Below are 24,544 nucleotides of genomic sequence, written 5' to 3'. Positions count from 1 at the left end.
TAATCCTCGGAAACTAACGAGTTCTATCATACTCTCGCTCTTTTTAATTATTCCAATAATAAAAATTTCTAAATTAATATATGATTACTTAATATCGCTTGCTTTAACCCATTCGTTAGTTGCAACGCGATACATTTTTACACCATTAATTGTAGCAAATTGAGCGCTTTTTCGTCCCTTTTAAATACCAAAGCCTTCAGGAATACCCAATGAAACTCGAGCATAGCGACTCATTTTACTAATATCCCAAATAGGATACCAAACTAATTGAATCTCACATTTGTTGATGCCTTCAACAGATTCAACAGCTTTTTTAATGGAATCATTCAACATATCACTCAAGGGACAACCCATAGTAGTTAGTGTCATCGTTATAACGGCCTTGCCATTTCCGACTTCAACTTCATAAATTAAGCCTAGATTAACAATATCGATATTTAATTCCGGATCAATGACTTTTTCTAAGGCGTCCATAATTTGATCTTTTTTTGTCATTTTATCATCCTCGCCTTTCTTGAATGTTACCCAATTGATCCTTCCATCTCATAACTGATCAATCGATTCAATTCAACTGCATATTCCATAGGTAATTTCTTTGTAAATGGTTCTACAAAGCCCATTACAATCATCTCTGTGGCCTTAGCTTCAGAAATACCGCGACTCATTAAATAATACAATTGTTCTTCAGAAATTTTAGATACTCGAGCTTCATGTTCCATCGAAACGTTGGCGTTATCAATCTCATTGTAAGGAATCGTGTCTGAAGAGGCCTGATCATCCATAATTATCGTATCGCACTCAACGTGGGCTTTTGAACCATCGGAATGTTTGCCAAATCTAACTGTTCCTCGATAATCAACTGAACCGCCAGTTTGGGCAATTGACTTGGAAACAATCGAACTAGAGGTATTTTTAGCATTATGGATCATACGAGCACCGGAATCCTGATGAATTCCATTGCTTGCTACAGCAATTGACAACATTGTTCCTTTGGCATTTTCACCATTTAAATAAACGCTCGGATATTTCATTGTTACTTTCGATCCTAAGTTACCGTCGACCCACTCCATTGTTGCATTCTCTGCTGCTGCAGCTCGTTTAGTTTCCAAACTATATACGTTGTCAGACCAATTTTGAATGGTGGTATAACGACAGTATGCATCTTTTTGAACATTAACTTCTACCACTGCTGCGTGTAAGCTATCCGAAGAATAATTAGGAGCCGTACAGCCCTCAACGTAATCAACTTTGGCTCCTTCATCAACAATAATTAAAGTTCGTTCAAATTGACCGGAGTTTTCAGAATTCAAGCGGAAATATGATTGAATTGGAATGTCGCAACGAACATTTTTAGGTACATAGATGAAAGATCCACCTGACCATACAGCTCCATTCAAAGCCGCAAATTTATTATCGGCTGGCTTGACCAATTTTCCGAACCATTTTTTGAACAATTCCGGATAATCTTTCAAAGCTGTATCCGTGTCGGTAAAAAGAATTCCCAATTTTTTAAACTCGTCACGCATATTATGATAAACGACTTCTGACTCATATTGAGCTGAAGATCCACCTAAGTACTTCCGTTCTGCTTCTGGAACGCCTAAACGATCGAAAGTCTCTTTCATTTTATCGGGAACATCATTCCAATCTCGATATTTTCTATCAGTCATCTTTTGATAATACAACATATTTTTTAGATCTAGTTTAGATAGATCTGGTCCAAAATTAGGCATTGGTAGCTTTTTATAAAGTTTATATGATTTCAAACGATAATCTAGCATCCATTGAGGTTCATTTTTTTCCGCTGAAATTTGTCTAACTGTCTCTTCAGTTAATCCTCGTCCGGTCGAATATTTGGGTTCAATATCATCATGAAATCCATACTCATAATCGGAATTATTTAAATCAATCATCGTTCTTCATCTCCTAATGATTTTCTCAAAGCCCACCAACACAAGGTGGCACACTTAATTCTAGCTGGAAACTTCATCACGCTTGATAAAATTGCTGCATCGCCAAGTTTATCTAAATCGGCTTGCGGATGTTTCTGACCCATGACCATATCAGAAAAGATCTGTGCCATTTCTAAACTCTCGACAACTGACTTACCCAATACAGCATCTGTCATCATGCTAGATGAAGATTGACTAATGGTGCAGCCTTCGCCAGTAAAACCGATATCCTTAATTCTATTATTATCCAGCTCTATTTCTAAATTAATCACATCGCCACAAGTTGGATTTTTCAAAGTAATCGTCTGGGTGGCATTAGCTAAACGTCTTTTATGATGTGGATGCTCAGAATGATCTAATATAACTTCACGATATAGGTTATTTAATCCCATTAAACTCATATTTTAAAGAACTCCTTTGCATCATAAATTGCCTTGACTAACATGTAGGCATCTTTTTTATCATTATAAAAATAAAAACTAGCCCGTGCAGTAGCAACTACTCCGAGTTTTTTCATAAGTGGCTGGGCGCAATGATGTCCCGCTCTGACAGCAACGCCATCCATATCTAAAGCTGTTGCCAAATCATGTGGATGCAATCCCCGCAAATTAAATGATATAACGCCGTTATGATAATTACTATCATGCGGTCCATAGACAGTAATTCCCTCTATTTCTAGAAGTTTTGGTAGAACATAACTTACTAAATTATGTTCATAGTTAGCAATATTTTGCATGCCAATTTTATTTAAATAATCAACAGCTTTTCCTAAGCCAATTGCTCCAGCGACATTTTGAGTACCTGCCTCAAATTTCCAAGGAATTTCAGTCCAAGTACTATCATATTGATTTACAAAATCAATCATTTCGCCACCAAACTGATAAGGTGGCATTTGCTTCAATAAATTTGCCTTTCCATAAAGCACGCCCACGCCCATGGGACCAATCATTTTATGACTTGAAAAGGCATAAAAATCAACATCAAGATCCTGTACATCAACTGACATATGAGGGACTGCCTGTGCTCCGTCCGCAACCATAATGGCGTTATGAGTATGTGCTAATTTGGCTATTTCTTTTAAATCATTAGTTACGCCTAGTACATTGCTAACATGGGCAATGGAAACTACTTTAGTTTTGTCAGTAATTTTCTTCCGGGCATCTTGCATATCTAATTGTCCATCGGAAGTAATATCAATATATTTTAAAGTGGCCTTTTTTCTCAATGCTAGTTGCTGCCAAGGTATTAAATTACTGTGATGTTCCATAATGGAAATTACAATTTCATCTCCAGCTTGAATATTTACCTCACCATACGTACTTGCTATTAAATTCAAGCTATCAGTTGTCCCTTTAGTAAAGACTATTTCACGCGACTGTTCAGCATTAATAAATTTCTGAACCTTTTCTCGAGCAGCCTCAAACTCTTCTGTTGCTCTCTCACCTAGAGTATGCACGCTACGGCGAGTATTAGCATTATCGTTTTGATAATAATTGATTAAGGCATCAATCACTTGCTGCGGTTTTTGACTAGTAGCCGCATTATCTAAATATACTAAAGATTCATCATTAACTTTTTGATTGAGAATTGGAAAATCATTACGAATTTTCTGAAATTTGCTGTCCATTTTCCAACTTCCTCTCGATTGTTTGAATCAATTGTTCTCGAATTTCTTGTGATGGAATAGAAACTAAAACATCCCCTAAAAATCCTCTGATTACCATTCTTTGAGCCGTTTTCTTATCAATTCCACGACTCATCAAATAATAAAGTTGCTTTTGATCAACTTGACCAACGCTGGCAGCATGACCTGCCAAAACATCATTTTCATCAATCAATAAAATTGGATTGGCATCTCCGTGGGCTTTACTCGACATCATCAAAACACGATTCTGCTGTTCAGCATTAGCTCCTGAAGCACCATGAATAATATGACCGATTCCATTAAAAATTAATTTTGAACGGTCCATAATGACTCCACGCTGATTAATATTGCCAATTGAGTGTTTACCATAATTTGTCACACGCGTATTAACACCCTCCTGTTGACGGCCGGAAGTAATATCAACGACTTTGATTTCTGAATGTGAACCTTCGCCATACAAATCTGTATCAAAATCGGCAATCGTATTACCGGAATTCATCAAACCAATTGACCAATCGACATAAGCATTTTGATCAACATAAGCTCTGCGACTTAAATATGAAGTAACATTATCTCCCAGTTCATCGACAGCGGCATACTTAACTACACTATTAGCCTGAGCAACAATTTCTACCACACAGTTAGCAACGGCTTTTTGATCGCCAACTGTCGTCATTTTCTGGATGAATGAAAATTGTGTATTCTCTCCAGCCAGAATTAAAATATGAGAAACAAAAGGACTGTCAGAATCTTGTTGTAAATTAAGTTTAATTGGCTTTTCAAGTACGGTATTTTTAGGTACATAAAGAAATAGCCCCTGATTTAAAAAGGCTGTATGATATGCCGTTAGCTTATTCTCATTTGATTTAATTACTTTGTTCATATAATACTTTTTAATTAAATCTGGATATTTTTTAGTTGCCTCAAAAATATCCATCAAAATATAATCTTGTGAATCTTCAAATTTATTGCGAATTATTCGACTAGTTTCTGAAGTTAATTGCCATCGATGATAATCAAACCGTTGCATCTTAGGAAATTCCAACTCATCCATTAATTTCAACGCTTCAATTCTTTTTTGAATAAACCAATCAGGTTCATTATTTTCAGTAGCTAGTTGCACTAATTTATCTGGTGTCATTACGCTACCTCCTAATCTTCGTCGACCAATTTAACATCTAAACCTAGTTCGTCACGTAAACCAGCATAGCCTTCATCCTCTAACTTCAAAGCCAAATCAGCCTTACCAGTCTTCACAATCCGACCACCCATCATCACGTGAACCACATCTGGCTTAATATAATTAAGCAAACGTTGGTAGTGAGTAATAATTAACGCCCCAAAATTATCTCCACGCATAGAATTAACACCCTTGGAGACAACTTTTAGAGCATCAATATCCAAACCAGAATCAATTTCATCAAGTAGTGCAAAATTAGGTTTAATCATTAATAATTGTAAAATTTCATTTCGTTTCTTTTCACCACCAGAAAAGCCTTCATTAAGATATCTTTCAGTCATTGATTGACTCATATCTAAAATCTCTAAGTTTTTATCTAATTCTTTCAGAAAATCCATTACTGAAATTTGATTATTTTCAGAGCGACGTGCATTGATAGCAGCTCTTAAAAATTCAGCATTTGTTACACCTTGAATCTCTGCAGGGTATTGCATCGCTAAAAATAACCCCTTGCGAGCACGTTCATCCACGGGCATCTCGAGAATACTTTCCCCATTTAGCAAGATATCCCCTTGAGTAACGTGGTAGTTTTTTTGTCCCATAATTGTCTGAGACAGCGTCGATTTTCCAGTCCCATTGGGACCCATGATTGCATGAATCTCACCTGTTTTCATTTCTAAATTAACGCCTTTAAGAATCTCTTTTTTTGTCTTACGCTCTTCATCTTCAACCTCAACATGAAGATCTTTTACTTCTAATGTGGACATAATTCTCCTCCAAAACCTGACTAATAGCCCAATTATAATACAGTAAACGTAAAATTTAAGGTTGCCTGGCAAATATAACTATATCTATAAAAGTAGTATCATTATAGACGGGTATATATATACTTTTAATTTTTTTTATATAAATTAGGGGGGATTTAAATATGTTTAAAAAGGGAAATAACATATTTAATCTGCTAATCATAGTTCTATCTATTTTTATGACTAGTTCAATAAATGTGGTTAATGCTGCAGAGGGAACAGATACACCTGTTGCCTCTCAAGCGAATTCTGATGATTCTACTGGAGGTTCTGGTACAGCAGCAACTACTCCAACTACTAAAAAGGACTGGGGAAGTCAGCTGGTTACTAAAGTTCAACTACTAAATGCGGATAAAAAACCTCAATCCTCTTTTAATCTTTATGAAGATATTACTGCTTATTGGGAATTTGCTACTCCAACTGGTGGTGTCAACGAAGGCGATACCATGACATTCGATGTTCCAAAACAGCTCACAATAACTGGTGATCAAAAAAATGTTCCAGTTACCGAACTTGCTGGTGGTAACCAAATTGGTACAGCAAGTTTGAGTAAAGCAAAGCGACAAGTAACAGTCGTCTTTAACAAATACGCTGCTAACAAATCAAAAAATGATACTGTTACTGGTTCTATTTATGTTGGTACACGTTGGGATACAACTCAAGTAAGTCAAAATACTAAAGTCCCAATAGATTGGAATGTAACTGGAGAAGCAATCAATGACAATGATTCAACTACCAGCTCTACGGTCAACCCTGACCCCGGTCAGCCACTTGATCCAAAAGAACTTATTGGTAAGAATGGAACTTTCGAGGATATACATGGAAATACTATTCACTGGGTCGTTCGTGTCAATTATAAAGGTGAAAAAATTAATGATGCCATTTATAAAGACACTATTGGTCATGATCAAGCGCTTTTAAACGATGCTGAACATCCAATAACAATATACTCTGCCACACCTGATTATACTGCGGGTACTCTAACTGAAGATAAAACTGACAATAAGTTTTCCGATCTTAAAGCAACTACCGATGCTAATGGTTTCACTGTCAATTTCGGTACTTTAACTCAACCAGCAATGATTGAATATTACACAAGTATCACTGACACTGATAATAAATTATCTTCATACGCTAATACCGGTGATTTATTATCTAATAAGGATGAAATATCCAATTACACTGTTAATCAAGCCTATACAACTTTAGGAAGTGACGCTCGTACAAGTGACCAAGTCACTTCCATTATGGGACATAAATTATGGCAGGTTCTCCCAGATACTAAATTACCTGATTCTGTCACTATCAACCTAATTCAAAATGGTAACGCTGCTACACATTATGCTCAACAAACCGTTACCGCAGACAGTAATTGGTCATACGCTTTTAATAATTTACCAAAATACGACAGTAATGGTAATGCGTATAAATATACCGTTCAAGAAGTTCCCATTGACGGGTTTGTTTCTGTATCAGACTCGACCAACTATGATATAACCAATATTTCTAAATCGATACGTAAAGATATGAAAGTTAAGAAAGTTTGGGTCGACAATAATAATCCAAATAGACCCAAACAAATTTTTGTGAATTTGTACGATGACAAGCATAATAATGTATCGAGCATTGACCCAAGTATTAAACAATTAACTCTAGATGATTCTAATAACTGGTCAGGAATTTTTAAGAACGTTCCAGTCAGTCCGACTGGTCATTGGTATTACTCCGGAAGTATTGCTACAGCGGATAATAAGTCTTCTATGCCTGCCGAATATTTCGAACTTCAAAAAGACAACAGTAATGGTGCGCGTACTGATATAACTATCTATAACAAACTAGCCACATCCCTAACCGTCACTAAGGATTGGAATGATAACAACAATAAGAATCGCCCAACCGAAGTTAAAGTACAACTTTATGCCAACGATAATGGTGAGGGTGACAAACCACTTGGAGAACCAGTTACTTTAAATGAGGCTAATCACTGGAGTCATAAATTTGGTGCTGTTTTGGACGAAGACCCTACCAAACCAGCTGATCCAACTAACAAACTGCCTAAGTACGATGATAAGAACAAAGAAATTAAGTACTCTGCCAAGGAAGTTTCCGTTCCCACTGACTACAGCGAAAAAGATACTATAGATGCTGATGGCACGAACGAAACTATCACTAATACTTTGGATAATATCGATGATAAAACAACCAGTTTTAAGGCCACAAAAGTTTGGGCCGATAATGATACCGTTAAAAATCACCCTGATGTTCAAGTACAACTTTTAGCCAATGGCGTTGCCTCTGGTGCTCCAATTACCTTGAGTGACAAGACGTCTTGGTCTCACACTTGGGAAAATTTACCAGAATCTGATGATAATGGTGCCATAAAATATTCTGTAAAAGAAATTAAAGTTGCTGGATATACTTCAGCCATCACATACAATGACAGTCAAACTCAAGCAACTATTACCAACACCCCTACTACTCCAGCAGGTGACAAAACTTCTTTAAACGTCCAGAAGATTTGGAATGATAATAACAATAAAGATAATCTTCGTCCTGACAAAGTTGTTGTTCATTTGTTTGCTGACAATAAAGATACTGGCAAATCCGTTACTTTAACTGCTGACAATAGCTGGAAGGGTTCCTTTACTGACCTTGATAAAGGTCCAGCTTATACAGTCAACGAAGATTCCGTAAATAACTATTCCACTAAGATCACTAAGAACAGCGACACTGATTTTACTATTACAAATACTCACACACCTAAAACACCAGTTACTCCATCAGATGACAAAACTCATTTAAACATTAATAAAGTTTGGGCTGATAATAACAATAAAGATAATCTTCGCCCTGACAAAGTTGTTGTTCATTTATTTGCTGACAATAAAGATACTGGCAAATCTGTTATTTTAAACGCTAATAATAAATGGCGAGGTTCCTTTACTGATCTTGATAAAGATAAAATCTATACCATCTCTGAAGATTCCGTAAGCAATTATTCAACTAATATCACTAAAAATAGCGACACCGATTTTACTATTACAAATACCCAAACTTCCAAGACCCCAGTTACTCCAACCAACGACAAAACTAGTCTTCACGTTACAAAAATTTGGAATGATAATAATAACGAAGACAATATCCGTCCAAATAAAGTTATCGTTCATCTATTTAAAAATGGTGTTGCATTTGGCGATGCTATTTCCTTAAATTCTCAAAATAACTGGTCATATACTTGGAATAATCTTGATAAGAACAATAACTATACAGTTCAAGAAGATAGTGTTGCAGGCTATACAACTAGTCAAATCACCAATAGTAATAATATTGTTATTACTAACATTCATACTTCTAAGACACCCGCTAACCCTGGTAATCCTAGTAACTCTAATAACTCTGATAATCCCCCAAGTAATCCTTTCGTTCCAAGTACACCTGATACTAATTACGATAGATTGCCTCAAACTGGAGCCCAAGCAATTAACATCGCTTATACAATCATTGGATTTATTATTTTAGGTCTCACCTCAATATTTATCTTTAGAAGAAAAAATGCTTAATAGTTCACAACAAAAGAGCAGTAGTCCAAAACTGGATTACTGCCCTTTTTGTTATACATTTTAATCAAATGTATCTAATGTTCCTTGTTCACTTGATCTTGATACTCTTTTATCAAAGCCTTAGCCTCTAGCTCGATGGCTTTGTTGTGATTGATTCTGGCAAAAGCTGCGCATTCTGTCAGTAGATTTATAACAACCTTATTAGATTTATTTTGACCAATAGCTACTTTTGCTGCTGACAGTTTCAAACGTGGCAAATAGTAGGTTATATGTTGTTCAGAGCAGAGTTTGATACCTCTATTAACCAATTCTGAACTAATTTCATAATTGTGATCTTCAATATAAAACTCTGCCGTATAATAAACAATCGTCAAAATTCTCAAATAAATATTAACATTCTTCTTTTGAAAAGTTTCTTCCTTATGATAATTAATATAATCCAAGATTTTCTCAAAATAAAATTGAGCTTTTTCTTTTTGATTGTTCTTTAAATAAGCCGTTCCTAAACCAGCATAAGAAAGATACGTATAAATTGTTTGATGTTTATCATCCAAGTCATCTAAAATTTGAGAAAAATAATAGTAGGAATCAGTTATTTTTTCATCAGTTAAAACATTTACTAATCCCTTTTGATAATAAAATTGCATCTTTAATTCATCATTATTTATCTCATTGCTATTGATTTCATTCAAATTTTCTTTAACTGTAGGATAATCCTTCATCATTAGCTTACTCTCAATTCGATCTAAAACTGTCCGCATATGTGTTGTTGATGCTGTAGTATTTTTATATAGATCATCTACTGAAAGGCCTAATCGTCCACACAATTTATTAAGAATACTTAATGAAGGAATTCGACCGTTATTCTCAAACTTACTTAATGTTGATTGCGTACAAATCCCTTCGCATAACTTCACTTGAGATATCTTCAGTGCTTTTCTCCGTTCAATAAAAATATTTACATCCATTGTATTATCCTCGTTAAATTAAAACAGTTCCGGTACCAATACAATTATCTAATTTATATCATACTTTGTAAATATATATATTAACATTTATATTGAATCAAGATATATAATTTTTTTTATTATAAATTAACCCGACAAATATATAAATTTTGAGTATTTGAAAAAAAATATGACATTTTCATCAGACTGCGTTATTATATAATCCATGTTAAAAATACAACTGTTCACTAATAGTGAACACCAAGGGCGGGATTGATATGGCAAAGGACAATTTAAGTCGAAGTTTATCTTCAAGACAAATGCAAATGATTGCCTTAGGAGGAACAATTGGAGTTGGTCTCTTTATGGGATCAGCCTCAACTATTAAATGGACCGGACCTTCCGTTCTGCTAGCATATGCTTTAGCAGGTTTAATCCTTTATATGGTTATGCGTGCTCTCGGGGAAATGCTTTACGTTGATCCTTCCACAGGATCATTTGCTAAATATGCGACTGAATATCTGCATCCGGTAGTTGGTTACCTGACAGCTTGGAGCAATGTTTTTCAATACTTAGTTGTTGGTATCAGTGAAGTTATTGCCGTAGGAACTTACTTGGAATTTTGGTTCCCCACAATGCCGAAGTGGATTGCAGGTGTTGTGGTCGTTGTAACGCTGTGTGTTGCCAATTTAACTTCTGTTAAAGCTTATGGTGAGCTTGAGTTCTGGTTTGCCTTGATTAAAGTTTTAACAATTATTATGATGATTATTCTTGGTTTCTTCGTTATCTTTTTTGGAGTTGGCAATGGCGGTCACCCAGTCGGTATCAGTAATCTCTGGACTCATGGAGGTTTCTTCACTGGTGGATTAAAGGGCTTTATCTTTGCTCTATCTATCGTTGTAGCATCCTATCAAGGTATTGAAGTTATCGGTATCACTGCTGGTGAAGCCGAGAATCCTCAAGAAAATATGGTGAAAGCTATTCGTTCTATTGTTGGACGTATTTTAATTTTTTACATTGGTGCTATTTTTGTTATCGTTTCTATTTATCCATGGGACAAATTAGGAACAATTGGCTCTCCTTTTGTAGAAACCTTTGCTAAAGTTGGTATAACTTTTGCGGCTGAAATTATTAATTTCGTTATGTTAACTGCCGCCATGTCTGGTTGCAATTCTGGTATCTTTAGTTCTAGTCGTATGTTATACACACTAGGTCTAGAAAAGCACCTTCCTAAATCTTTCGTTAAATTATCTAGACATAATGTTCCTTATATCCCTGTTTTAGCAATTTCGACAGGTATCTTACTAGGCTTAATTTTGAATTATTCATTACCAGTCTTTTTCCACACATCAAACAATATTTTCGTTATTGTTTATAGTTCTAGTGTTTTACCTGGAATGGTGCCATGGTTCGTTATCCTTTTGAGTGAACTACGATTTAGAAAGATCAACAAAGATAAGATGAAAAATCATCCTTTCAAAATGCCACTCTTCCCAATTAGTAACTACTTGGCTATTATTTCTTTACTAATTATTTTAGTATTTATGTTCATGAACCCTGAAACTACCGTTTCCTTACTAGTTGGCGTTGTCTTCTTAGTTATTATGACATTAATTTATTTCTTTAAAGAACACCGCTCTAACCGTAAAACTGCCGTTAAAAAATAATTGCAACTAAAAAAAATCGTAAATTCAAACTTAGGGCTCTTACTCAAGTTTGGTTGTAGTGTGAGTATGTTTAAACTTCCGTCCTCCACAAAAAGTGGGAATGCTGTTGGAACTATGGTCTCATAGCTGAACGCATTCCCACTTTTTGCTCCAGACTGACTCCTACTTTGTTCAATTAGTATTATAAAATTCAAATAGCAGATAAAAACTGCCACCATTAGGTATTCCAGACATACATCTATGCTTGGATTTCTTAGTAGTGGCAGTTTTTTTTATTTACTATTTTGTTCAATAATGTTAGGACCATGGATTTAATCGGTAGTAAAAAATCTGTGGGCCCTCAGTGGTGATTATTCTACTTAGCTCTAAGTCGCGTCCACCACGTTCCAATGGCCCACAGATTTTTTGTGGACGATTGCATATTTCAACCACACCAGCTTAGTGGATTTATGGTCTTTTCATTTCACCTATATAAATTCAGAAACATCTTTAACGTTATAACGAACCGATTTAGTGTAAGTTTTCTCAGGTTTACCTATTGCCACAGCTGTAATCGGAATGTATCTCTCACTATCTAGTCCTAATGTTGAAGCAACTTTATCAAAATAATAACCAGACATTGGGTTAGCTTCATAGCCATGAGCCCGAGCAGTCAAAAGCAACTGCATTGCAGCCATGCTGCCGTCAATAGTAGCATCTTTTTCAAGAAAGCTTCTATCAGCATGCTCATACAATGGCAAGAATGTCTTAAAGACTTTATCCCGTTCTTCAGGACTGATTTGACCATTTTCACAAGCCTTATTCCAAACATCGCGATACTTATAATGTGACTGCGTATCCCCCAAAACAAAAATAATGGCTGAAGCACTATCTACTTGAGGATAATTAAAGGGCATGACTACTGAATGAGCTTTTTGTTTGCCTTCAGCATCATCACAGACTACAAAATGCCATGATTGCAAGTTGCAAGCTGAGGGTGCCGTAATTGCCTCTTCTAACATCTCTGACAATTCTTCACGAGAGATTTTTACGTCTTTTTTGAAGTTACGATATGAGTGTCGATTCAACATAATATCTTTAAAATCGTTATTTACCATATTCTTAGTTTCATCCATAAAAAAACATCTCCAAATAAAGCTCGATTTGATTAACATCGAATTAACTTTAACACGGAGATGTTTCTATGTAAATGTTTTCACAAACTATTATATTTATTTTTTAAAGATTGCTAATCCACCGGCAGGATTATTCCAATCAGGTTCTTGAGCTGTTACAACCAACTTTTCGTTCGTAAAAGCTGTTAATCCTAATTGACTCATTTCACGACCATAACCTGAACCTTTAACGCCACCAAATGGCAATTCAGGTAGTGAGACCAAGAATGAATTAACAAAAACCATACCAGTTTCAATCTTCTCAGCAATAGTTTTACCATGTTGAGGATCAGCTGAAACAACAATGCCTCCTAGACCCAATTCAGAATCATTAGCCAAGTCAATTGCTGCTTGGTCTGAATCGACTTTAAATACTTGAGCTACTGGTCCAAACATTTCATTATAAAATTCAGGATTATCAGAAGTTATATCTGTCAAAATGGTTGGTTGAATAAACTGACCTGGCAAATTGATTGGCTGATTGCCGTAATAAACCTTAGCGCCACCAGCAACTGCCTTATCAATTTGACCTTGAAGCTTCTCTTTAGCTCGCTTGGAGTTCATTGGAGCAATTGTTGTCTTAGGGTCCATTGGATCTCCTGGCACTAACTTTTCAAAATTAGCTTTTAATTTCTTCAAAAATTCATCGTATAAATTATCCGCAACAATAAATCTTTTTGCAGAGGTGCAGACCTGTCCAGCGTTATAAATTCTTACTCGCCATGCCAAATCAACCGCCTTATCAACATCAGCGTCCGATAAAACTACAAAGGCGTCGGAACCACCTAGTTCCATTGAATTCTTCTTCAAGTTTCTTCCAGCCGTCTCAGCAACAGATTGACCGCCACGTTTAGAACCAGTCAAAGCAACTCCTTGAACTCTAGGATCGACAATAATCTCACTAACTTGATCATAACTAGCAAATAGATTGGTCAAGCTTCCTTCTGGGGCACCTGCTTCTTGAACAATTTTTTCGAAAGCTGCTGCTGAACCGGGTGTATTAGAAGCATGTTTTAAAATCATTGGATTTCCAACCATAAAGTTTGGCGCAAAGACACGCATAATTTGATAATAAGGGAAATTCCAAGGCTCAACCATCATCAAAACACCAGTAGCTTGATGGAGAATTTCGGCATCACCTGTATTACGACTAGTTATTGGAGTTGGTTTTAATAACTCAGGCCCATTATCAGCATAATAGTCAGCGATAATTGCACAAAGTTCAACTTCTCCTTTAGCCTCAGATAAAAGCTTTCCCATATCTATAGTAGCGATCTTAGCTAATTCATCAGCATTTTTCCTCAATAATTCAGCTATTTTGTGTAAGGTTGCAGCACGACTTATAACGGGTTCATCACGCCACTTTTTATATAATTCATTTCCAGTTTTCAATGCATGCTCTATTTGTTCTGAAGTAGCATCTGGATATGATTTAACAAGTTCATTTGTATATGGATTGATTGTTTTATAGGCCATTTCGAAATTCCTCCAATTATGTAAAGGCTTTATCTACAAAACTCATTGTAAAAAGATGCTTCAATAATTTCAACAATTTAAACTCGACCATTTTTTCTATTGGGTCGTACCTATTTTGAAAATAGTAAAAATAATAGGTCTCTTTTCAGTTTTTTTCAAAAAAGAGTACCATAGTGAATATATATTATATAAAGGGTGTATTTTTATGGGTGTTTTCTTCTCTAGTATTCAAGGAATTTTGATTATCATTGGTTTAATTGCCGTGGGTTATGGTTTAAGTTATTTAGGTTGGTTTTCTGAAAAATCAACTCAATTGATTGCTAAATTGGTTACTCAAGTGGCATTACCAACTTATATGATTTCAACTATTACCAAAGATTTTACTGCCGAAAAATTAGTAAAATTATTACCAGATTTAGGTATTCCTGTTCTTTCAATGACTATTCTTATTTTTGTTTCGATTATTCTCATTAAAGTACTCAAAATTGATCCTAAACATAAGGGACTATTCTCTTCTATGTTTTTCAATTCCAATACCGTTTTCGTGGGATTACCAGTTAATATGGCTTTGTTTGGTGAAAAAAGTTTGCCTTACGTTTTAGTTTATTACATGGCTAACACCACATTCTTTTGGACATTAGGAACTTATCTGATTCAAATGGATGGCGAAATCAAAGGACATTTCAAATTGAAAACAACTTTGAAAAAAGTCTTTTCTCCACCACTAATGGGTTTTATCATTGGTTTAATCCTAGTTATGTTTCATATCCATCTGCCAAACTTCTTAATGTCTGACTTTCAATATTTAGGAAATTTGACCATTCCACTTTCGATGATTTTTATCGGTATTTCCATCTATAACGCCGGTCTTAAAAACATCTCCTTCCATAAAGATAATTTGGCTATTCTCTTTGGAAGATTTCTCTGTGCTCCATTACTCATGGCTGCCTTATTCCTCTTTATTCCAGCTACTCCATTAATGAGACAAGTCTTCATTGTGCAAGCAGCTATGCCCGTTATGACTAACGCTCCTGTTGTGGCTCGCTTATACAATGCCGATTCTGATTATGCCGCAATTATGGTAACTGAAACTACCTTGTTAAGTTTGATCGTCGTTCCTATCATCATGGTTTTAATCAAATAATTATTTTATTGCCATCTTCCACTGCGCTCCAGATTAAGGTGCATCTGTTGGAGCTATTAGATTTAAACTTGCATATTAGTTTTAATATAGGCTTCTACGCGAAAAGAGCTAATGACTATAATATAAAAAGTCATTAGCCTTTTTCGTATCTAATTATTTAAAATGAAAAATAATACAACAGTTTTTGTGGAAGGCGGAATTTTTTAAATAATATAAGACTAATCACTGTTTTAAAAGATTAACTTTATTATAATATGATTAAAGAAATTATCCTTTAAACAGTCAGGAAGTGTCACTATGCCTTCATTTTTCAGAAAGAAAGATATCGTTAACGATTTACTAAATGAAAAAACCACTTTGCAGAGAACTCTTTCTGCCAAGGATCTAGTCATTATGGGCGTTGGCGTTATTGTCGGCTCTGGTATCTTTATTACTCCGGGAATTATTGCTGCCAATTATGCTGGACCGGGTGTTATTCTAACTTATCTTTTAGCTGCGGTTGTCTGTATCGGTGCGGCCTTTTGTTATTCTGAATTTTCTTCAACGATACCACTAGCAGGTAGTGCCTATACCTATTCTTATTCCGTCTATGGTGAAATAATTGCTTGGATCGTTGGCTGGTCGCTAATATCAGAATATCTTTTTGCGGCCTCATCTACGGCTGTCAGTTGGTCGGCTTACTTTAGAAATCTGCTTGCAGGATTTGGTATTTATCTTCCCAAAGAACTTCAATCGGCAGCTGGTACTGCTGGCAATTCCGGCGGTAGATTTGATATTGTTGCTTTTGTGATCGTCTTTATCGCTACCGTTTTATTGCTACAAGGCATGACTGAGTCAATGAAAGTAAATACCATCATGGTTTATGTTAAAATATTTGTTATTCTTTTGTTCGTTGCCGTAACTATTTTTTATGTTAAACCAAAAAACTATAATCCCTTTTTACCTTTTGGTGTCGGTGGAATTGGTCGTGGTGCTGCCGTGGCATTCTATGCTTTTCTGGGATTTGACGTGGTTTCTTCAGCCAGCGAAGAGGTAAGAAATCCTAAAAGAAATATGCCAATTGGTATTATTGCCTCCTTATTGATCGTTGCTGTTCTCTACAGTTTAGTTTCCTTAGTTTTAGTTGGTGCTGTTAATTACAAAAAACTAAATGTTGCCGATCCAGTTTCCCATGCTTTGAATTTGTTGAACTTAAATTGGATTTCTGGAATTGTTTCCTTAGGTGCCATTATGGGCATGACGACTGTTCTGTTAGTCGTCATTTATGGTGGAACTCGTTTAATTTTTTCATTTAGTCGTGACGGCCTTTTGCCACATCAATTCAAGAAACTCAGCTCTAAAGGTGTCCCTATTCGGAGCACAATTTTAGTTGGTCTAATAGCTGCTAGTTGTGCAGCTGTCATTCCCATTGAAAAAATCACTGAACTGGTTAACATCGGAACCCTCTTAGCCTTTTCTGTCACTTCAATCGGCGTTATCTTTTTACGTCATGGTAAAAATACCCGTGATCTTACGCCGGCCTTTAGAGTTCCCCTATATCCAATTCTGCCATTAATATCTTTTGTAGCTTGTATCTACTTAATGACCCAATTACAAAATTTCACTTGGATAATGTATGCTATCTGGACCGCTATAGGATTAGTAATCTACTTTAGTTATGGATATCGGCATAGCAAAGAAAATCATTAAAAAAAACTGTAACAAAACTGTTTTATCAATAAAAATTTGCAGCAAAAAGTGCAATATTCATAATACGAATATTGCACTTTTTTATTTTAGAAATAAATCTATTTAACTGAGTAATTAGGAGCTTCTTTAGTAATTGTAACATCATGCGGATGTGATTCTCTCAAACCAGCATTAGAAATTTGAACAAATTGAGCATCTTGAAGTTCTTTCAAATCATGGGCACCAACATATCCCATTCCTGAACGTAAACCACCAAGCAATTGATAAATTACGTCGCCAACAGCACCTTTAGCAGCAACACGTCCTTCAATACCTTCGGGAACTAACTTATTAGCTTCATTAACACCACTTTGGAAGTAACGATCAGATGAACCATGAGACATGGCAGCTAAGCTTCCCATTCCACGATATGTCTTAAAGCGACGGCCTTGATAAATTTCAAATTGACCAGGGGCTTCATCAGTTCCGGCTAACATTGAGCCTAGCATAACGGCGTTACCACCACCAGCTAAAGCTTTCACAATGTCACCAGAGTATTTAATACCACCATCGGCAATGATAGTTTTTCCATATTCATGAGCTACACTGGCAGCATCATAAACAGCTGTCAATTGTGGAACACCCACGCCGGCAACGATTCTAGTTGTACAAATTGAACCAGGTCCAATACCAACTTTAACAACATCAACACCAGCATCGTATAAAGCTTTAGTTCCTTCAGCAGTAGCAACATTACCAGCAATTAAAGTTGCTTCAGGGAATTGTTCTCTAATCTGAGAAATCTTTCTCAAAACTCCTGCAGAGTGTCCATGAGCTGTATCAATGATAATTGCATCTGCACCAGCTTTTAATAGTGCTTCAGCGCGTTCAAAAGTATCACTTGTTACACCAACAGCTGCTGCAACTAACAAACGGCCATACTTGTCTTTTGCGGCATTGGGAAATTCTTTAACTTTTTCAATATCCTTGATAGTTACCAAACCGCCTAAACGACCATTCTTATCAATCAAAGGCAATTTTTCAATTTTATGATCTTGGAGAATAGCTTCGGCTTCTTTAAGGGATGTACCAACTGGAGCAGTAATCAAATCTTCGCTAGTCATTACTTGACCAATTTTTACTGAATAATCAGTAATGAAACGAAGGTCACGATTAGTAATGATTCCAACTAATTTTAAATCAGTTGTATTGGTTACAATCGGAACGCCACTGATGCGATACGTACCCATTAATTTTTCAGCTTCACTGACCTTATCGTCAGCTGTTAAATAAATTGGATCAATAATAACGCCATTTTCTGAACGCTTAACTTTTGATACCTCATCAGCTTGTTGTTCAATGCTCATATTCTTGTGAATAACACCCAATCCACCTTGACGAGCCATGGCAATAGCCATCGGTGCTTCAGTAACTGTATCCATACTTGCACTCAAAATTGGAGTGTTTAATTTAATATTTTTAGCCAATTGAACTGATAAATCTACTTCATTTGGTAAAACGTGACTCTCTGCTGGTATTAATAAAACATCATCAAATGTGAATCCCTTTTTATCAAATTTTGTATCCCATGCCGACATGATATTCCTCCTAAATGTTTTCTTTACCTATTAGTGGGTAAAATTTATAAACATGGTATCTAATTTTTCCGTAATAGTCAATCAAAGTTTGTGAAATAAAAAAATCCTACCACCAGCGTGACAGGATTATCAATACATCTTTATAGCTATAACTTTATAATTCCATAAATTTTCTTTTTTTAAATAAAAATCGAAGCTTTTCTTTTTTAGGCATAACTTGTACCTAATCACATTATTTTTTTTAGAAATATTTTCATCAACCCGATAGAGTTCTTGATTACTATTATTTATTAAATAATTAGCTGTTTCATTATCAACTGCTATTTTAAATATGCGTTCTTTATTTCTTAATACTTTCCTACATTCCAGTACCATTCTTTTGCGAATAAAGTCATTAACAAATAAAACCGCAATTATACCAGTTATTAATATTAATAGTATTCCTCCATACAATTCCGTAAAAACTACATTTGATAGATTCATAATAACCAACACTTTTATAATTTTATTTAAAAAAATCATATCATCATAATATTATTATTATCAAATAAGACGCTTATTAATTTATAATTTGGTGGATTGCTATCTTCATGGTAAGATTTCTCTACAGACGTTTTAGGGGGAATTTATATTATGAAGAAATTGGTTCGGGATAAAATACCCGACGTACTTTCAAATGATGCTGAATTTGAAGTCCTTTCAAACGAAGATTATCGCTCATCACTTCGCGAAAAAATTACTGAAGAAGCTCAGGAAGTTAAAACTGCCAAAACTCGTGCTAATTTAGTTGAAGAACTGGGTGATTTGGAGGAAGTTATCAGAGCTATTCTTGCTGATGCTTCAATTACTTACGAAGAAATGGACAGCCTCCGCCAAGCTAAAATTCATCAAAAAGGCAAATTTGCTCAAAAATTTGTAATGTTGAAACCTGATGAAGAATCGTAATATAATTATGATTCTTCTTTTTTGTTTGAAAATTCAATTTGTACAACAATTCAAAACGGTTTAATATGGTACTTATACTTTTAATAGAAGGAAGATTATAATGCAAATTTTAACTTTATTTTTAGTTGCATTGGTGGCTTTGGAACACATTGGTATCGCTGGATTAGAAATGTTTGCTAAACCAGATGCCCAAGCCAATGCCTTTGACATGCCCGTTAATTTTGTAAAAACTAAAGAGGCTCAAACAGCCTTAGCAAATCAAGGTATCTATAACGGTATGCTTGGTATATTAATTTTGATGATGATCTTATTTTTTACTGGCAACACTTTAAAATTGATTCTAATTATGATGATGATCTACATTATCATCGTAGCAATTTATGGTGCCGTTACTGCGACCAAAAAGATCCTTTATCTACAGGGATTACCTGCTTTTATTGCTTTGATATTCGTGATTGCTTTTTATCATTAATTCAAAAGCTTCTATAATATAAGTAATTTTATAAGAATGGATAACAAAATGAAAAAAGATTCATTACTCAAAAGTTCCCTTTGGATTTCTTTAAGCGGAATTCTGTCACGTATTTTATCAGTCGTCTATATTATTCCTTGGAATATTTGGATTGGACCATTAGCTGTTGGAGCCGCTAATGCCTTATATGGTAAAGTCTATAACATCTACAATCTCTTTTTGATTATTGCTACGGCGGGGATTCCATCAGCTATTTCTAAAGAAGTCGCTGCCCATAATGCTTTGGGACGATATGATCAAAGCGAGAAGCTCTTTAAAAAATATACTTTCTACATGTCTTTAGTTGGATTAGTCTGTGCCGGAATTATGTTCTTTGGAGCAAAGTATGTAGCGATTGTTTTAGCCGCTGGCGATATGCGAGTGGTAACTCCAATTAAATATTTGAGTGTAGCTATGTTAGTCATTCCAGCTCTTGGTATTTTACGTGGCTACATTCAAGGTTATGCTTTCATTTCATATTCAGCCTTTTCTCAAGTTATTGAACAGATTGCTCGAGTAGCTTATATGCTTTATGCCACTTATACAATCATGATTCTTCAAAAGGGCAATTACATGACTGCAGTTAATCAGTCTACTCTAGCCTCATTTATCGGTGCCACTTTAGCTTATCTATTCTTGATTTGGATTAGAATAAAAGTCAGACGTTCTGTTACTATCGAAGATGTCAAAACTACAAAGGATCTTCCAGAAAACGGTCCAGAAATTAGTTTTTCATCAATGTTGCGTTCGGCCATTCCATTCTTATTAGTCGACACTATCATGACGGTGCTCCAATTATTCGATCAGACAACTTTTACTTGGATTTATGAATTGATTCTCCATGCCAGTCAAAGAACTATTGATGACTTATATGCTATGTTTGGTTTCCAAGCTAACAAATTAATTATGGTCTTAGTCTCACTAGCTATCTCCGTCTCGGCCTCAGTTATTCCCGCCTTATCGGCTATGGTCAGTCGAAAAATAGAAAATTCTCAAATTCAAAAATTGATGCGTAATATTGTTCAATTCACTGTTTTCATAATCTTACCTGCCACTTTCGGTATGATGGCGATTAGTCGTCAATTATGGACAGTGTTTGTTTTCTATAATCAAAGTGCCCTAGGTTCCAAAGTATTGATTGTTTCCTGTTTTGAAGCCTTCTTCTATTGTGCCTTCATGATTTTGGAAAACATTTTACAGGTTACCCATCATGTGAAGAAATCAATGCTCTACCTTGTTATTGCCTACTTAATCAAGATTGTTCTACAATTGCCATTAACTTTGGCTTTAGGTGTTTACGGACCTCTAACGGCCTCAACTATAGCTTTCTTAGTCATGAGCTACTTCGCCTTTAGACTAATTAATCAGCAATTCCATATTGTTGACAAAGAACTAGGCAAGCGTTTATTAAAGATCCTTTTAGATGGTATTGTTATGCTAATCGTCGTTTCCATAGCTGACTTTCTGGTCGTCAAGGTTATCTCCGACGCTACAAAGATTGGTGCTATGATTGTTATCATTATCTGTGGTTTGATCGGTGTAGCCGTCTACGGATTTATGAGCTACAAAGATGGCTCTCTAAAGATTTTGAAAGAAATTCGTGACACAAAAATTTACTAATAGAAACTTTTCGTTAACTAAAAAATCCATAATGACTTTTAAACCAAGTCACTATGGATTTTTTCTATCTCCAAATTATTCAATCGTAGTATTTTTAACCATCTGGGAATTATCTTTTTTCAAAGCGAACACCGCTATAACGGAGAAAATAATAACTATTATACCTAAATATAAAATCGACGAAAGCCGCGCTTCAAAGTTAGTATCCAAGTACTTAAATACTGCCACAATCATAATGGGCAATTTAAAAGAATGAGCCAGCCACATTGCGGCAATAAGTATTGGAGCATTTACCAGACCAGTTCCCGTAATACAAATTGCCATCTTAAAATCCCCAATAATACACTCATATGATTATATTATTCACTACTTCCTGTGATCACAAAAGTATTTATTTTAGATATCAATCACCTGTGTTACGATTTTTGTAATATTTTGCATTATAATGACAATATTGGAGATGTTTTATATGTCATATGATAGAAGATTCATGAAAATTGCTGCTGATGAAGCAGAAAAGAATGTTGGTACTCAAGTAGGAGGACCTTTTGGTACTGTGATCGTAAAAGACGGTCAAATTATTGCTCAAGGCAGAAATCATGTCCTGGCAAATGATGATCCTACCGCCCACGGAGAAATATTTACGATTAGAAAAGCCTGTCAAAAATTAGGGACACATGATTTATCAGGCTGTGAACTCTACACTAATGCCTATCCTTGCCCAATGTGTTTAGGAGCAATCATTTGGTCCAATATTAAAACTTGTTATTACGGCAATACTGCTAAAGATGCTAAAGAAATCGGTTTTAGAGATGACTTTATTTACAATTACCTCAATGAAGGTTTACAGAATAAAAAAGTCCTCAATTTAGAACAGCATGATCGAGACATGACAATTAAGGCATTTGAAGGCTTTAAAGACGATTCATTACATACAATTTATTAAATCAAAATTAATTTAACTTCATTTGACGAGAAAAACAAAAAATAGTATTGTGTAAATCATTGAAAACGATTACTTGAAAATGAGGAGAGATTATTTTGTTAGTTGGAAGTATTGAAGCAGGCGGAACTAAATTTGTTTGTGCTGTAGGCGATGAAGATTATCGGATCAAAGATAGCATTCATTTCCCTACAACTACACCAGAGGAAACTCTACAAAAAGCAATTGATTACTTTAAAAAATTCGATATTGAAGCCTTAGGTATCGCATCTTTTGGACCAATCGAACAACGAAAAAATTCACCTAAGTATGGTTATATAACGAACACTCCTAAACCTGGTTGGAAAGACACAAATTTCATTGGCATAATGAAAAAGGAATTTGATATACCAATGTTTTGGACAACTGATGTTAATGGTTCTGCTTACGGAGAATACGTTATGTCAACGTTATCTAATGAAAAAATTGATTCACTAGTTTACTACACAATTGGAACAGGTGTGGGTGCCGGTGCAATTTCTAATGGAAAATTTATCGGTGACCTTGGTCATCCTGAAATGGGACATACTTTCCTAAAACGTCACCCAGATGACCTTGATTTTAAAGGTATCTGTCCATTCCACGGTGATTGTTTAGAAGGATTAGTTGCCGGTCCAACTTTTGATGCTCGCCTTGGCAAACCTGGCAAAGACGTTCCATTGACAGACCACGTTTGGGATATTATGGCTTATTACTTGGCACAAGCAGCTATTCAAGTTACTATGATTTTACGCCCAGATAAAATTGTCTTCGGTGGCGGCGTTGTGAGCGAACCATTCTTAGTTAAAGTTCGTGCTCAATTTAAGGATTTGCTCAACGACTATATCAACGTACCTGAATTGAATAAATACATTACCATGCCTGAAATTAAGAACAACGGTTCAGCCACTCTAGGCGATTTTGCCTTGGCTATTCGTGAATTACAAGACTAAATAAGATATAGTTTTACTTAACGGAAACATTGAACAAGTTTGCATTTGCAATGTAGAGATTTTATCTCTATATACTAAATGAAAATTTTAAATTAAAAAAACTGTCACTATTAGGTATTCCAGGCATACATTTATGCTTGAATTTCTTAACAGTGGCAGTTTTTATCTGCTATTTAAATTTTATAATAGTTAGTGAACAAAGTAGGATTCAGTCTGGAGCAAAAAGTGGGAATGCATTCAGCTATGAAATCATTGTTACCAGCTTTGCCGGTTACAATGAGGCCGAGTTTGGAAATCCATTATTTTGCACGAAGTGTAAAATAATTACTTTCGAACCGGCCCATAGCGTTCCAACAGCATTCCCACTTTTTGTGGAGGACGGGAATTTAAATATACTTATGCCATAACCAAACTTGAGAAAGAGCCATAATATAAAAAATGAAATCGACTTAACCTCATTCTAAACAAGAACTTTAAGATATCAGGTTTATTACTAGCTTTTCAATTACTTTTACTCGCAAATATGATAAGTTGGAATTATTAACTCCAATTCTGAGGTATTGCCATGAAACTTCGTCATAAAATTTTCTTTATCACTATCGGTCTCCTGATACTTGCTGGGTTATTTGCGGCCATTTGGCTTAACTATCGAGATATTGTCGAGAACTTCTTCAAATATGCTTTTGATCGGCAAACCCTAATTAATCTCTTGAGACATCAAGGTAAACATAGGCTGTACGATAAATAGAGTTGATAG

At 35.3% G+C, this 24,544-nt stretch carries 21 protein-coding genes; 9 read left to right on the top strand and 12 right to left on the bottom strand.

Features of this window, described 5'->3' with window-relative positions:
- Positions 1–180 precede the first annotated feature (180 nt).
- The 6 genes from FD26_RS05200 to sufC are packed head-to-tail and all read right to left on the bottom strand — an operon-like array spanning position 181 to position 5,544.
- Entirely contained in the window at positions 181–495 is a 315-nt protein-coding gene (locus FD26_RS05200; protein WP_057867370.1) for a metal-sulfur cluster assembly factor, read from the bottom strand.
- A 26-nt stretch (positions 496–521) separates the two neighbouring features.
- Entirely contained in the window at positions 522–1,913 is a 1,392-nt protein-coding gene (sufB, locus tag FD26_RS05195; protein ID WP_057867369.1) for a Fe-S cluster assembly protein SufB, read from the bottom strand.
- A complete protein-coding gene (sufU, locus tag FD26_RS05190; protein WP_057867368.1) occupies positions 1,910–2,353 on the bottom strand; it encodes a Fe-S cluster assembly sulfur transfer protein SufU in 444 nt (147 codons plus the stop codon). The genes sufB and sufU overlap by 4 nt, the downstream gene beginning before the upstream one ends.
- Positions 2,350–3,579: a cysteine desulfurase gene (locus FD26_RS05185; RefSeq protein WP_057867367.1), complete on the bottom strand. Its 1,230-nt coding sequence runs from the start codon at positions 3,577–3,579 to the stop codon at positions 2,350–2,352. Before FD26_RS05185 ends, sufU begins: the two co-directional genes overlap by 4 nt.
- Complete coding sequence (gene sufD / locus FD26_RS05180) at positions 3,551–4,738, bottom strand: Fe-S cluster assembly protein SufD (protein ID WP_057867366.1); 1,188 nt, start codon at positions 4,736–4,738, stop codon at positions 3,551–3,553. Before sufD ends, FD26_RS05185 begins: the two co-directional genes overlap by 29 nt.
- An 11-nt stretch (positions 4,739–4,749) precedes the next feature.
- The gene (gene sufC / locus FD26_RS05175) at positions 4,750–5,544 is read right to left on the bottom strand and encodes a Fe-S cluster assembly ATPase SufC (RefSeq protein ID WP_057867365.1); all 795 of its coding nucleotides are present in this window, start codon (positions 5,542–5,544) and stop codon (positions 4,750–4,752) included.
- Positions 5,545–5,705: 161 nt separating this feature from the next.
- On the opposite strand from sufC, the gene FD26_RS05170 reads away from it, so the two are divergent.
- A complete protein-coding gene (locus FD26_RS05170) occupies positions 5,706–9,143 on the top strand; it encodes a Cna B-type domain-containing protein (protein WP_057867364.1) in 3,438 nt (1,145 codons plus the stop codon).
- Positions 9,144–9,217: 74 nt separating this feature from the next.
- Here the strand turns inward: FD26_RS05170 and FD26_RS05165 are convergent, their stop codons facing one another.
- Complete coding sequence (locus tag FD26_RS05165) at positions 9,218–10,111, bottom strand: helix-turn-helix domain-containing protein (RefSeq protein ID WP_057867363.1); 894 nt, start codon at positions 10,109–10,111, stop codon at positions 9,218–9,220.
- 257 nt (positions 10,112–10,368) lie between these two features.
- On the opposite strand from FD26_RS05165, the gene FD26_RS05160 reads away from it, so the two are divergent.
- The gene (locus FD26_RS05160; RefSeq protein WP_057867362.1) at positions 10,369–11,757 is read left to right on the top strand and encodes an amino acid permease; all 1,389 of its coding nucleotides are present in this window, start codon (positions 10,369–10,371) and stop codon (positions 11,755–11,757) included.
- A 467-nt stretch (positions 11,758–12,224) separates the two neighbouring features.
- Here the strand turns inward: FD26_RS05160 and FD26_RS05155 are convergent, their stop codons facing one another.
- Together FD26_RS05155 and FD26_RS05150 are read right to left on the bottom strand one after the other, a co-directional pair.
- Entirely contained in the window at positions 12,225–12,872 is a 648-nt protein-coding gene (locus tag FD26_RS05155; protein ID WP_057867361.1) for a nitroreductase family protein, read from the bottom strand.
- Between the two features lie 96 nt (positions 12,873–12,968).
- The gene (locus tag FD26_RS05150; RefSeq protein WP_057867360.1) at positions 12,969–14,387 is read right to left on the bottom strand and encodes an NAD-dependent succinate-semialdehyde dehydrogenase; all 1,419 of its coding nucleotides are present in this window, start codon (positions 14,385–14,387) and stop codon (positions 12,969–12,971) included.
- 205 nt (positions 14,388–14,592) lie between these two features.
- On the opposite strand from FD26_RS05150, the gene FD26_RS05145 reads away from it, so the two are divergent.
- The gene (locus FD26_RS05145) at positions 14,593–15,531 is read left to right on the top strand and encodes an AEC family transporter (RefSeq protein ID WP_057867359.1); all 939 of its coding nucleotides are present in this window, start codon (positions 14,593–14,595) and stop codon (positions 15,529–15,531) included.
- A 297-nt stretch (positions 15,532–15,828) separates the two neighbouring features.
- A complete protein-coding gene (locus tag FD26_RS05140; protein WP_057867358.1) occupies positions 15,829–17,220 on the top strand; it encodes an amino acid permease in 1,392 nt (463 codons plus the stop codon).
- Positions 17,221–17,318: 98 nt separating this feature from the next.
- On the opposite strand, the gene guaB is transcribed toward FD26_RS05140, so the two are convergent.
- Positions 17,319–18,797 carry an IMP dehydrogenase gene (gene guaB / locus FD26_RS05135; RefSeq protein WP_057867357.1) on the bottom strand — a complete coding sequence of 493 codons (1,479 nt, stop codon included), beginning with the start codon at positions 18,795–18,797 and terminating at the stop codon, positions 17,319–17,321.
- 129 nt (positions 18,798–18,926) lie between these two features.
- The gene (locus FD26_RS05130; RefSeq protein WP_057867356.1) at positions 18,927–19,280 is read right to left on the bottom strand and encodes a hypothetical protein; all 354 of its coding nucleotides are present in this window, start codon (positions 19,278–19,280) and stop codon (positions 18,927–18,929) included.
- A gap of 150 nt (positions 19,281–19,430) precedes the next feature.
- Here FD26_RS05130 and FD26_RS05125 point away from each other — a divergent pair, with 150 nt between their 5' ends.
- The 3 genes from FD26_RS05125 (at position 19,431) to FD26_RS05115 (ending at position 21,873) form a co-directional block, all read left to right on the top strand.
- Entirely contained in the window at positions 19,431–19,742 is a 312-nt protein-coding gene (locus tag FD26_RS05125; RefSeq protein ID WP_057867355.1) for a nucleoside triphosphate pyrophosphohydrolase, read from the top strand.
- A 100-nt stretch (positions 19,743–19,842) separates the two neighbouring features.
- On the top strand, positions 19,843–20,214 hold the full coding sequence (locus tag FD26_RS05120) for a DUF1304 domain-containing protein (RefSeq protein WP_057867354.1): 372 nt from the start codon (positions 19,843–19,845) through the stop codon (positions 20,212–20,214).
- Positions 20,215–20,262: 48 nt separating this feature from the next.
- Entirely contained in the window at positions 20,263–21,873 is a 1,611-nt protein-coding gene (locus FD26_RS05115) for a putative polysaccharide biosynthesis protein (RefSeq protein WP_057867353.1), read from the top strand.
- Between the two features lie 75 nt (positions 21,874–21,948).
- Here the strand turns inward: FD26_RS05115 and FD26_RS05110 are convergent, their stop codons facing one another.
- Positions 21,949–22,212: an MFS transporter gene (locus tag FD26_RS05110; protein ID WP_257787259.1), complete on the bottom strand. Its 264-nt coding sequence runs from the start codon at positions 22,210–22,212 to the stop codon at positions 21,949–21,951.
- Between the two features lie 130 nt (positions 22,213–22,342).
- Here FD26_RS05110 and FD26_RS05105 point away from each other — a divergent pair, with 130 nt between their 5' ends.
- Complete coding sequence (locus tag FD26_RS05105; RefSeq protein ID WP_057867351.1) at positions 22,343–22,819, top strand: nucleoside deaminase; 477 nt, start codon at positions 22,343–22,345, stop codon at positions 22,817–22,819.
- A gap of 95 nt (positions 22,820–22,914) precedes the next feature.
- Positions 22,915–23,787 (top strand): fructokinase ScrK, encoded by an 873-nt coding sequence (gene scrK / locus FD26_RS05100; RefSeq protein ID WP_057867350.1) that lies wholly within the window; start codon positions 22,915–22,917, stop codon positions 23,785–23,787.
- Positions 23,788–24,544 lie beyond the last annotated feature (757 nt).

It is taken from the genome of Companilactobacillus crustorum JCM 15951, from assembly GCF_001434585.1.
GTDB lineage: Bacteria > Bacillota > Bacilli > Lactobacillales > Lactobacillaceae > Companilactobacillus > Companilactobacillus crustorum.
The sequence above is the reverse complement of the archived record's forward strand: the minus strand, read 5'-3'. Positions and strand labels throughout refer to the sequence as shown.